Origin of the sequence: Vibrio sp. 10N.222.55.A1 (assembly GCF_041473835.1) — a bacterium.
Lineage (GTDB): Bacteria > Pseudomonadota > Gammaproteobacteria > Enterobacterales > Vibrionaceae > Vibrio > Vibrio crassostreae_C.
Genome location: NZ_JBFRSX010000037.1, coordinates 63,273 through 75,448, shown reverse-complemented (window position 1 = coordinate 75,448; position 12,176 = coordinate 63,273). Strand labels below are relative to the sequence as shown.

The window sequence follows — 12,176 nt, the reverse complement described above, 5'->3', positions numbered from 1 at the left end:
TAAGCAAAAGGTAGCACACCAACATAAGCGGATTTGCTTCCTTGATCTCAAAATAAGTCAGGCCTCACAAATGGAGGCCTGATTGAATTGAGCTACTGATTGTTTTTGCCTTTGCCCATGGTATTTTTTGGGTTCACCATGCCTTGATGAGCATTAAACTCTTGTTGAGAGATAGCGCGATCCGCGTTGCTATCTAACGAAGCAAAACTGTGGCTTTGATTGATATTTTTCAACGTACGTCCCTCTTCTGCTCGCTGGGCAATACGTTCTGAGCGTGCTTGATTGAACTCGGCTTCGGTTATCTTGCCATCACCATCGAGATCAAACTGTGAAAATACTGGGCGTGACATATTGTTATTCATGCCTTTATTCATTCCACCAGCCATTGCTCCGAAGGCAATAACGATACCGAGTAACGCGATTATCGTGCTTTTGATTTTCATGACGTTTTCCTTCTCTTTGTTTTACTATTTAAGAATATACTAATGTAAGTAAGATAACGTCATGTGATGTAAAGGTATGTAAAGATGGCTAAGTAGATATCGATTTATGTTCTTATCGGTTTGTAAGCGCAGCGCAACAGAAATTATGAAACTTCTGCCGCTAGTACTCTGGTAAGAGTACAGGCATAGCTATGTCCAAATGGTTTTCAAATTATCCCAAACTTTCAGCCACCGAAACCGAAACCGAAAAGCCAATGATATAAAATCCCTAGTTTCGAAAAATATGGCGATTTTTAGACATTCAGAGTGTTTTCGAACTTTTGCCCAGCAGTTTGCCTTGCAAATATCCAACAGACAAGGGATTACTTTTAGTAGGGCAAATACATGTTAACATTCTGTTAACTCTGACTGGTGATGGGGCAATAATGATTCCCAGAACATACAAAAAAGCCGCTGGATTGAACCCCAGCGGCTTATTATTTTCTAGCATCTAGCATCTAGCATCTAGCGCTTAGATTAGTTGTTGCTGTGTAGTTCGCTGTTTAGCTCAACAGCAGACTTGTTCGCAAGACATTCAATTTGGCCAGTGATTGAGTTACGACGGAACAGAAGATCAGAAACGCCAGCTAGATCGCGAGCTTTAATGATCTCTACTTCGTTGCCTTCTTTATCTAACATGCGAACCTTAGTACCCGCAGTCACGTAAAGACCAGACTCAACCGTACAACGGTCGCCCATAGGGAAGCCAAGACCAGCGTTTGCGCCTAGTAGGCAGTTTTCGCCGATAGAGATAACCATCGTACCGCCACCAGACAGAGTACCCATGATAGAAGCGCCGCCGCCGATGTCTGAACCGTTACCTACAACAACACCCGCAGAGATACGACCTTCAACCATGCTCACGCCAGTTGTACCAGCATTGAAGTTGATGAAACCTTCGTGCATTACTGTTGTGCCTTCGCCTACGTGTGCGCCAAGACGAACACGAGAAGTGTCAGCGATACGAATACCTGTTGGTACTACGTAGTCCACCATTTTAGGGAACTTGTCTACGCAATCTACAGACAGAGCACGACCTGCAAGGCGAGCTTCGATTTGACGCTCAGCCAGCTCAGGTAGGTCGATAGGGCCTTCGTTTGTCCATGCGATGTTGTGCAGTAGACCGAAGATGCCGTCCAGTACCGTACCGTGTGGTTGTACTAGGCGGTTAGAGATAAGTTGTAGCTTTAGGAAGCCTTCAGCAACTGATGCTGGCTTCTCGTCAGTAGCAAGAACAACAAGAACAAGTGGCTGTTCAGACGCTGCCGCTTTTTCTGCGAAAGATGCGTTAGCTGCATCATCGTTTGCTGCGAATGCTTTCGCCAGTTCTGCGCTTTGTGCAGCAGAGATTTCGATAGCTTGGTTGCCTTCAGCGTAACCTGACACTTCAGCTACAGCTGCTACAAGAGCGTCGCTTGGGTTTAGAAGCGGGTTAGGGAAGAACGCTTCAATGATTTTATTGTCGCGATTTTTGGTTGCCGTACCGAAGGCTAGTGAAAAATAAGCCATGTTGAATCTCCATGTGTTGAGTCTTGATTTTGCTATTCCAAAACAACGGCTCGAATAACAAGCGCTGCCGTTAGCAAAGTTAATTTAATTGCGTTCATCATAAAGAGAGCGCCCTCGTTATGAAAGGGCGTATCGGGATAAAGTCTGTAAAATGATATTGCTTGTCTTTTGAGAGATAGTTTTCTGCAATGAGAAAACACTGCAGATCAACACAAATTGATTGGTGCGTTAATCAACATTCTCCTGTGAATCCCCTCTTTAGATAAACAGTGCCTTATAAGCTTGCTCAATCCCTTCAATCAACATCTGCATACCGATTACCGCGAGTATCAACCCCATCATTCGAGTAATCACGTTCAGTGCGCTTGGTCCAACGGCTTTAACGAAGCGCTCGCCAAATACAAACAATACGTAGGTTAAGGCGCATAGTAGGCCAAAGGCGACGATGGTTTCGTAGATGCCTTCGGTGCTGGCAAAGTTCATCGCGGTGGCAATGGTGCCCGGTCCGGCTAATATTGGCATTGCCAGTGGCGAGACGGCGATACTGAGCGCCGCATCTTGTTGAGCGTCTGAGTTGACCTTCTCTTTTGCTTTAGAGTGTGTTGAGTCACCTTGCAGCATATGAAAGCCAATCAAGAACACGAGGATCCCGCCGGTGATACGAAGCGCGTAAAGCGTGATACCAAAGAGGTCGAAGATGAGTTTACCCGAGACAGCAAAGGTGCTGACGATGATGAAGGCGATGAACACTGAGCGGAAAGCGATAGACTTGACCGTTTCCCTATCATTATCACCTGTTAATCAAAGAAAGATCGGTGTGTTGGCGATAGGGTTCATGATGGCAAAAAAGCCCATGAACACGGTAATGGTATGAATGATGAGCTCTTTCATATTATTCCTTTGAAAATATGTAGTTAAATACGACAGCAGAATGTATTTAATCTTAGATACAAATAATTATTAGAAATAGATAGTAGAGCAAGTGTGAATAAAAAACAGCCAGCATAAGGCTGGCTGTTTGGTTTTAGTGATAGGTGTAGAGTTTTAGTCGTCCGTTATTGCTTGATTCTCAACTAACAGACTCTACATAACAGGCAGATTGTGGGACTCACTTTGTCGTTATGCGTGTTGAGATTCACTCACTGCCACAGCCAATGCAACCGTCGATCCGACCATTGGGTTGTTGCCCATGCCGATGAAGCCCATCATCGCCACGTGAGCAGGAACTGAAGAGCTACCTGCGAACTGAGCGTCAGCGTGCATTCTGCCCATGGTATCTGTCATGCCGTAAGACGCTGGACCTGCGGCCACGTTATCTGGGTGCAATGTTCTACCTGTACCGCCGCCTGAAGCAACTGAGAAGTAAGGTAAACCTTGGCGAATACGTTCTGCTTTGTAGATACCTGCAACAGGGTGTTGGAAGCGAGTTGGGTTAGTTGAGTTACCCGTAATACTGACATCCACTTCTTCTCTGTGCATGATTGCCACGCCTTCACGTACATCATCAGCGCCGTAACACAAGATCTCTCCGCGAGGGCCTTGTGAGAAACGTCGACGTTCTGTTTCAACAAGTTCACCCGTTTGGTAATCGTATTGAGTGCGAACATAGGTAAAACCATTGATGCGAGAGATTAAGTAAGCCGCATCTTTACCTAGACCATTGAGTATTACCTTCAATGGGTTGTGACGTGATTTGTTGACGTTTAGCGCAATTTTAATCGCACCTTCTGCTGCAGCAAAAGACTCGTGACCCGCAAGGAAGGCGAAGCAGTGGCTCTCTTCATTGAGAAGACGAGCGGCTAGCGCGCCATGGCCGATCCCGACTTGGCGTTGTTCAGCAACACTGCCGGGTTTGGTGAATGCTTGGAGGCCTTCACCAATAATATTAGCGGCTTGTTCTGCGCTGGTGGCTTTACGAAATAGCGCCAGTGCTGAGCCAAGGATATAGGCATCGGCAGCGCTTTCAAAAGCGATAGGTTGAGTATCCATCACTAGCGCTTTTGGATCAACGTTGTGGGCTTTACAGTATTGGTCAGCTTGCTCTAAAGAGTCGAAGTTCATTTCTGCCAATACGCGAGTTACTGATTCATTAAATTGAGTGTTCATCATATCTTTCCTCTAAATTGGCAAAATTACTGTTGGCGTGGGTTAATGGTGGCAACGGCTTCATCGAAGCGGCCATAGGTCCCTGTCGCAAGGTCGGCCGCTTCATTCGCTGGCACGCCTTGGTTAATCGCCTTCATCATTTTTCCGAGGTTGAGATATTCGTAGCCAATCACTTCGCTGTGATCATCAAGTGCAAGTTTGGTTACGTAACCTTCTGCAAGCTCTAGGTAACGTACGCCTTTTGCAGCGGTTGAGTAACTGGTACCCACTTGGCTGCGCTGTGTTTGACCTAAGTCTTCTAATGCAGCGCCAATTTCTAGACCGCCTTCAGAGAAAGCTGATTGAGTTCGACCGTAAACAAACTGCAGGAAGATTTCACGCATGGCTACGTTAATAGCGTCACACACTAAGTCAGTATTTAGGGCTTCAAGAATGGTTCTTCCGGTGAGGATTTCGGCTGCCATCGCGGCTGATTGAGTCATGCCTGAACAACCAATCGTTTCGATTAGGGCTTCTTCGATGATGCCGTTTTTTACGTTCAGCGTTAGTTTTGCTGCACCTTGTTGTGGTGCACAAGTACCGACGCCATGGCTTAAGCCAGAAATAGCGATGACATCTTTTGGACTAACCATAGCGCCTTCAACTGGAATTGGTGCTGAAGTGTGTAGATCACCCCTTTGGATAGGGCACATTGATTGAATTTCTGAAGAGTAGTGCATAATGTTTTCTCACTATTAGAGTCATTGAAGACCTAGGGCGTTGAGAAAACAGGACGTGTTGGAAGAGGTGCGGCTAATTCACTACAGATCTTGAGTATCGATAATCCAAAGGTGTCATGGAACTTGGTCTTAATAGACTAAGTCCATTTCAAAATGGAGGAATAGCGATACGTCCAACAGTATTACCTGTTTTCGATTCTGTAGGAGTCATTAGCACTGTTCGGAAAGAACGGGCGGTTGAAGCAAAAGCTTAGGTGGAACCCCATCACCTGATGGCTATAGATTAGATCTTCCTCACACTTTCATGCAAGCGAATGTTTAGAGCGATTTCGACTATAAACAAGCTTCATTATATTTCGATAAGTATAAAAAAACGCCAATAACGAACTCTGATTAGAGGCGTCATTGACGTTTTTTAGAAAGGTATCAGCTAGTTAAGCTGCATCTTCTTCTGCGTCTTCAACAGCTTCAAGCTTCTTAGCTTTTTTCGGAGCTGGCTTACGCTTAGCACCTAATGCGTAAAGAACTTCTTCTTTGTTCTTCGCTAGGTACATTGCAAGTTCTTCTTGCTTGCCTTCATCTTCAACTAAATCGCTTTTGCCTAACAGTTCAAAAAGCTCATCAGCCATATCCAGCATTTTGTCGTATGCGTCAGCTTCGGCTTTAGAGGTAAAAGTCATTTTCTCTTCTCCGTTGCGTTCCACCACGTACTTGACGATAACAGCCATGGTTAATCCTCTAAGTTTGATAAATTTTACTGGCTTTTTATACAGTTTCTGATGTTAAAAGTCCAGTTGGAGCCCGTACTATGCGGCCTCAATCTTGATGTGCCGCCCAGTCTTCACAATAACTCATGAAAGATTTCAGCAGTGGGCTCTGGTATTTGTCCTTGTGTACCAGCATCCAGAATCGGCGTTTCATATCGAGTGGCACATTAAGCGCTTTTACTCGGCCTGAATCGATCGCTCGCTGAGCAGCTAAACGAGACAAACAGGCAAAGCCAAGACCGGCAGAAACAGAGTTGATGATTGCTTCTGTGGTGTTGAGTTCAAAAGATTCATACCAATGTTCGATGCGCGGTGCGACGGCACGAAGGAAAAACTCGCGAGTCCCTGAGCCTGATTCACGTAAAATCCAATGGCTGTCTTCTAAATCGCTTAAAATCACTTTTTCTTTGGCAACGAGAGGATGTTGATTACTAACAATAATGCACATTTCATCGCTGCTAAACTGACTCGAAATGAGTTCAGGGTGTAATGTTTTTCCTTCAATTAGCGCGATATCAAGTTCATAATCCACCAACTTTTGGCAGATCAGTGCACTGTTTGAAATGAACAAGCTTTGATCCTGATGTTGAGTTCGTTCGCGAAAGCCTGACAAAATAAACGGTGCGACCTGATTACCAATCGTGTCACTCGCGCCGACCTTTAGATTGCCACTTAAAGGCTGATCATCACGGAACAAAACATCAATACCAGCAGCACGATGTAATATTTCATCCGCCAATGGAAGTAACTTATGTCCCTCTTGGTTGAGAATTAATCGGTTGTTGACCCGGTCAAATAGAGAGTGGCCGAGTTGTTTCTCCATTTCGCCTAGTGCCATGCTGACCGCAGCTTTAGACAGAAACAGAGCCTCAGAGGCAGCAGTCAATGTCGAGTGCTGAGTAATAGTGACGAACACTTTGAGCTGTTTTATTGAAATATTAGCCATCAGATTCCTAGTTTTACTCTGCTGGTGAAAATGGATTCTGTTCAGTATTGATGAACACTTGTTATATATAATTGGATATTGTTTAACGAAGCGCAAGCGTATTATGGCTTCAACAAGCTGATGAGTTCACAAGTTTAGTGAATTAGGTTTAAGAGAGGCTGACATGATTCAACGTATTAAATATAGATTAACAGGAGCTCCAACACCCATGGCAGGGTTAGCACTCGCAATTGCAAGCTTAGGCTGGTGTTGGGATGGTGTTCTAGTCGCACAAGGTATCTTACACACACCGGGTTTGGTGCAGTGGATCAGTGCTGGCATTGCGGCGGTATTACTTCTTGTTTTAGCTGTGAAATTTTTGATTCATGGTCACCTATTGCGTGAAGATCTTGCTCACCCTGTTGTCGGCAGTGTGGTACCAACATTTGCAATGGGGTGCATGGTGGTGTCAGCGTCTTTGGCGCCAATCTCTCAATTCTTACAAGAAGCTATGTGGTTGGCTTCTGTGGCTTTGCATGTTGTGTTTCTAATGAGCTTTTTGTACCACAGAGCTAAAAACTTTGAGATTCACCACATGGTGCCAAGCTGGTTTGTGCCACCGATCGGTATTATCGTCGCTGACGTCTCTTTCTCAGGTAATCCAGTTTTAGAGCCAGTAGCTAACGCGACTTTGGTATTCGGCTTATTGGTTTACGCAGTAATGCTACCAATCATGGTTTACCGTTTGATCTTCTCTCACGAAGTGCCAGATGCAGCAAAACCAACCATTGCGATTATGGCGGCACCAGCAAGTCTATCTTTAGCAGGCTACCTAACGGTGACGGCAAATCCTTCGCCAGTGATCATTGGGTTACTCTTTGGCATTGCAGTGTTGATGACGTTTATTATTTACATCGCGTTTTTCAAACTACTTCGTCTGCCATTCAGCCCTGGTTATGCGGCGTTTACATTCCCTATCGTGATTGGTGCGACGGCACTGTTTAAATTGGCGGCTTGGATGGAAAGTGTCGACATTGCAAGCCAATACATAACTCAAGTCCATGCTCTTGCAGTACTGGAACTGGTGGTCGCAACATTGGTGGTGAGCTATGTTGTGATCAGGTATTTAGCTTTCTATCGACCTGTCAAAACCATACTGTTTTCAATGCGTTTGTCGATGAAATAGACGATTAGTCTACTTTGTTTTTAATATCAATTAGATGGTTTGAAAAGTATAATTCAAAGAGTGTACATGAATTAATAGCTAAGATTTAATCGATAAGCTTCGAGTTGTCAAATGAAGGTGAATTTATGAAGTTAAGGGCTCTATTATCAGAAATAGCAAGTAACTGGGTGCAAGCAAAGACAGAGCCATTTTCTAGTCACCCTATTGCTAAGTTACTAAGGAAAGATCTAACTTCATGTTTAAAGGCTGAATTGGATCTTGATGAACGATTTCTGATGAAAGCGAGCGCCGGAGCCGGTAATTGGGCCGATGTCGCTTGGTTATCCATCCTCGACTCAAAAATTACAACTTCAACACAATCAGGTGTATATCCTGTTTATTTGTTTCGCTCAGATGGTTCTGGGGTTTACTTGTCGTTAGGTTTCGGAACCACAGAGTTAAAAAGCAAATATGGGACAACCTTAGCGAAGCAAAAAGCAAAAGAGATGCGAGATAGAATACGTACCTCAAACCAACAGCTTATGCAATGGGATCAGACAGTTGAGTTACGATCGAATACTACATTGGGTCAGTCTTATGAGTGGGCTTCTGCCGGTGCTAAGTTTTATCCGACAGACCAGATGCCAGATAATGATGCTTTAATATCTGACATCAAAGAGCTTTTAGAACTATATGCAGGTATTAATACACGTAATGAGCCTGTAGAACCTACAGTTTTCGTAGAGCGGCAATGCTTATCTAAACCATTCCTTCTTTTAGCCGGTATTTCAGGAACGGGTAAGACTCGCTTTGTTCGTAAACAAGTAGAAGCGACAGGTTCATTGAATGAAACCTATTGCCTTACTTCCGTGCGTCCTGATTGGCATGAACCAAGCGACTTGTTGGGGTATGTCTCGCGCTTATCAAAAGATGGTCAAGCGGAATACATCACCACTGATGTGTTGCAGTTCATCGCAAAAGCTTGGCGTGGAATCTTTGATAGTGGTTTAAGTGTTCAGGTTCACTCTAATGAACAGCGTGGAGAACGTTTGGTGGTCACTGGTGGTAGTCAAACTCAACAAAAAGTACGATCTTATTGGCTCTGTTTGGATGAAATGAATCTTGCTCCAGTCGAGCAATACTTTGCAGATTATTTATCAGTACTAGAGACAAGAAGTTGGAGTTGGGACAACGACCAATTTACCTATTCTAGCGATCCATTGCTGAAGCCATTAGCGTTAGGGTTAGCTGATGAGAACGGTGATACAGATGAAGTTTACGATAGAAAGCTGCGTTCAAGCTTAGGCTTTGATGATGATAAATATGATGAACTATGGCAGTTGTTCTGTCAGTACGGTCTGGGGATTCCATTTAACTTGATTGTAGCCGGAACGGTTAATATGGATGAAACGACTCATGGTTTCTCTCGAAAAGTCATTGATCGTGCATTGAGTATCGATTTTGGAGAATTTTTTCCTAATGACATAGATGAATTTTTTGAAGCGAAGAAACAACCATTAACCTTAGGTTATCCAATATATAGCCAAGCTAAGCTGGATCTGTTCTCTCAAGTTGAGGCTGATTCTACTGCTGAGAAAACGAAAGAGTTCTTTTTATCAGTAAATGCCGTATTAAAAGGTACCGCATTTGAATTGGCTTACCGCGCATTTAACGAGCTTTGCTTATCAGTCATTAGTTTTTCTCCTAAGGATGAAGATGAATTAGCGGCTGTTTTTGATGACTTTTTAATGTGTAAGATATTACCTCGTGTTGAAGGTGATGAAGATAAGTTGACGACGGAAGATGGCGGTGCACTATTAGAAAAGTTAGTAGAAGTTCTATCAAATCAAAGCACCTTAAAAGCTATTTGGGATGGTGAACGTGCAGATTTATTGCGTCAGAATATTGAAGATAAAGACACACCAATCAAGGTAAGCTGCCGCTCAAAGATTAAGCTTGAGTATATGCAGTCGAAGTTGCAGTCAGGCTTCACCTCATTTTGGCCATAATAATGGTGATAGGGTAGCAGTAAGAAATGGTGAAGAAAAAGCGTGTGACTATCAAAGCTAAACATGATGATTTTACGGTTTATGTTACATGTGATGATATTGATAGCCCTTTAAGTAAACTAGAGCACACTTACAGACAGCGTGATCAGATATTGCCTTCTGGTGATATTGTATTGATTAGTGTGGGGGGAGTAGCGGCTACATTTGATGATGAGGGTGCATCGTCTATCGCTACCCCTTTCTTTTTTGAAAATCGCCAGTATTGGTTTGATATTGAGTTTGAAAGGTCAGTAATTAAGAATACTGCAACAGTTAATCATAAGCATCGTCTAATCGAAGAAGCTTTTCATCTAACCCGAAATGGTGATGGGCTACAAGCTGCTATTAATTTTGGTAATGATGTCGGTAACTGCAGTTTTAATATTGAGTATCAAGTGGGAGATAAGCTTTGTAGTGCTGAAGTTAGCTTTAATATCTTTGCTACAAAGATGGTGATGGATCAAGACCTTCCTTTGATTAATCGTACCATTGATGATATTTATCCTCTTTGGCGCTATAGCTTAAGTAGCAAAACAAATCAGGGTGTGAGTCAATCACAGCGCAGTACTGAAAAGTTTGAACTGTTTTGGCTTGCTCAGTTTCAGCGTTTGGTTGAAGACCTGCAAAGTGGTGTAAAGCAAGTCATTAACTCCCCTCATAATCGACTGCAATCTTTTTCTAAGTATCAAAAGTTAGATCGGGTTAATAAACGATTGAACCCAAAGCAGGCGGAAAAATCTCAACATTTAATCCAAAGCGGAGTGGCGAACCCAAGACTCCCTATTAGCTTTAAAAAACTGCATATTGATACGCCTGAAAATCGTTTTATTAAAATGGTTATTAATAAAGTCGCTAATAATTTACATCATTTAATTTCTACTATTACCCGCACAGAAAAATCTCAATTGTCAGGCTCTTTTATTCAAAAGGTGCAAACGTGGCAGCATACGTTTAACAAAATGTGCAAGCATCAGCTTTGGCGTGAAGTTGGTACCTTCAAAGGGCAAGGTGGTGAGTCGAAGGTATTACAACAGGGCACTGGCTATGCAAAAGCTTATAAAGCATGGCAGCAGTTAAAATATTATTTAAATAATACTAAAAATCAGACGGATATGTCGGTTAAATCGGTCGCTGAGTTATACGAAATTTGGTGTTTTGTTGAAGTTATGGCTGTTATTAAAAGCCTTGGTTTTAAAGAGATAAAGCGAGAGTTAGCTAAGTTAAAACAAGTGCAGTTTGAAAAGCAATTTAGTAAAGATGGAATGGCTGCTGCATTTGAGTTTTCTCGTGATGATGGAGTGATTATCAAGTTAGCTCATGAACCGACCTTTTCACCTAAAGGAGAGAAAGAGCGCACTTGGACAGCAAATCAACGGCCTGATATCGTGCTGCAGGTTACACTAGAAAATCAAGAGTCCTTTCTCATTTTGTTTGATGCTAAATACCGAATCGATAACTATCAAATCAAAGCTCATAACAAGGGATTTGATGCTGTACCTGAAGATGCAATTAACCAGATGCACCGCTACCGTGATGCAATTATTCATCAGCAAAAATTAGAAAATGAAAACCCGATTAAGAGTCGACCAGTAATGGGCGCTTTTGCTTTATATCCAGGTTTTTGTGATCAAGTGAATACTCATAACCCTTACCAAGATGCTATCGAGCAAATTGGCATTGGTGCGTTTGCTCTGCTACCAAGTGTTAACAATCAATTGGGTCATAACTTGTGGCTGAAAAACTACTTACAGCAAAAATTAGGAGCGAGTATTACAAGTCGCTCTAGGTTAAGTAACGACTACTATTTCATCGAAGATTCAGCTCGTATTGCACCTTATGGAAGCTGTAGTGCTCGTTATCAAGATCTGACGATGGTAGCTCCATTAAATGAAATCGGTCGTGATGATAGTTACTTGAATCTAGCTCGGAGTGGCAAGCTTAAGGGGTATCATACACAGCTATTAGCGACCAACCGCCAAAATGTGCACCGTAACATTGTTCGTGAAGTTCGTTATTTATTGATCACTGTTCGTAATAAGGTGACTGATAATAGTCAATTTTCAAAGTATCTATATCGTGTGGCTAATGTGAAGTTGCTACCACGAAGTAAAATAAGCCAACAGTTTACGGGTAAAGATAGTCAACAAGATGGCCTATACTGGTTTTTTGAGTTTACTGATGAGCCTATCATATTGAATACGCCAATAGAGAAGTCTTACCAAGAACACTTTAGGTTCAAGTTAACTAAAGCTGAATTATTGCATCAATTGCATCATTGGGATGACATAAAGGGCGATTATCAGCTTTATGCTGACCTAGACAAAACGTGGTAATTGACAATTACAGCTACTGATATTGGGTTTCTGTGCTTAAATAAAATCCAACTTAGCGGCATAACGGTAAGCAGTTAACAGGATTTAGCTTGAGCTACCAATAGATAGTAAGTTTTTGGCAT

9 protein-coding genes, 1 pseudogene and 1 riboswitch are annotated in these 12,176 nt (G+C 42.8%); of the genes and pseudogenes, 3 read left to right on the top strand and 7 right to left on the bottom strand.

The window, feature by feature from the left end; all coding sequences use genetic code 11:
• Positions 1–92 precede the first annotated feature (92 nt).
• The 7 genes and pseudogenes from AB4493_RS12890 to AB4493_RS12860 all read right to left on the bottom strand — a co-directional run bounded on the left by AB4493_RS12890 (position 93) and on the right by AB4493_RS12860 (position 6,529).
• Positions 93–443 carry an EF-hand domain-containing protein gene (locus tag AB4493_RS12890; RefSeq protein WP_017059884.1) on the bottom strand — a complete coding sequence of 117 codons (351 nt, stop codon included), beginning with the start codon at positions 441–443 and terminating at the stop codon, positions 93–95.
• Between the two features lie 516 nt (positions 444–959).
• Positions 960–1,991 carry a 2,3,4,5-tetrahydropyridine-2,6-dicarboxylate N-succinyltransferase gene (gene dapD, locus AB4493_RS12885; protein WP_017059885.1) on the bottom strand — a complete coding sequence of 344 codons (1,032 nt, stop codon included), beginning with the start codon at positions 1,989–1,991 and terminating at the stop codon, positions 960–962.
• Between the two features lie 258 nt (positions 1,992–2,249).
• Positions 2,250–2,882, bottom strand: a pseudogene (locus AB4493_RS12880) (MarC family protein).
• A 228-nt stretch (positions 2,883–3,110) separates the two neighbouring features.
• Positions 3,111–4,100: a GGGtGRT protein gene (locus tag AB4493_RS12875; RefSeq protein ID WP_372155104.1), complete on the bottom strand. Its 990-nt coding sequence runs from the start codon at positions 4,098–4,100 to the stop codon at positions 3,111–3,113.
• Between the two features lie 23 nt (positions 4,101–4,123).
• Complete coding sequence (locus tag AB4493_RS12870; protein WP_372118061.1) at positions 4,124–4,816, bottom strand: iron-sulfur cluster assembly scaffold protein; 693 nt, start codon at positions 4,814–4,816, stop codon at positions 4,124–4,126.
• A gap of 194 nt (positions 4,817–5,010) precedes the next feature.
• Positions 5,011–5,095: riboswitch (Fluoride riboswitch) on the bottom strand.
• 155 nt (positions 5,096–5,250) lie between these two features.
• Positions 5,251–5,544 (bottom strand): YebG family protein, encoded by a 294-nt coding sequence (locus tag AB4493_RS12865; protein ID WP_008223840.1) that lies wholly within the window; start codon positions 5,542–5,544, stop codon positions 5,251–5,253.
• An 88-nt stretch (positions 5,545–5,632) separates the two neighbouring features.
• Complete coding sequence (locus AB4493_RS12860) at positions 5,633–6,529, bottom strand: LysR family transcriptional regulator (protein WP_017059889.1); 897 nt, start codon at positions 6,527–6,529, stop codon at positions 5,633–5,635.
• 208 nt (positions 6,530–6,737) lie between these two features.
• Here AB4493_RS12860 and AB4493_RS12855 point away from each other — a divergent pair, with 208 nt between their 5' ends.
• The 3 genes from AB4493_RS12855 (at position 6,738) to AB4493_RS12845 (ending at position 12,054) form a co-directional block, all read left to right on the top strand.
• Positions 6,738–7,694, top strand: coding sequence for a TDT family transporter (locus AB4493_RS12855; RefSeq protein ID WP_372155117.1), 957 nt, complete (start codon positions 6,738–6,740; stop codon positions 7,692–7,694).
• Positions 7,695–7,819: 125 nt separating this feature from the next.
• Positions 7,820–9,682, top strand: a complete 1,863-nt coding sequence (locus tag AB4493_RS12850) for an MrcB family domain-containing protein (RefSeq protein WP_102394078.1) — start codon at positions 7,820–7,822, stop codon at positions 9,680–9,682.
• A 26-nt stretch (positions 9,683–9,708) separates the two neighbouring features.
• On the top strand, positions 9,709–12,054 hold the full coding sequence (locus AB4493_RS12845) for a DUF2357 domain-containing protein (protein ID WP_102394079.1): 2,346 nt from the start codon (positions 9,709–9,711) through the stop codon (positions 12,052–12,054).
• Positions 12,055–12,176: the final 122 nt, after the last annotated feature.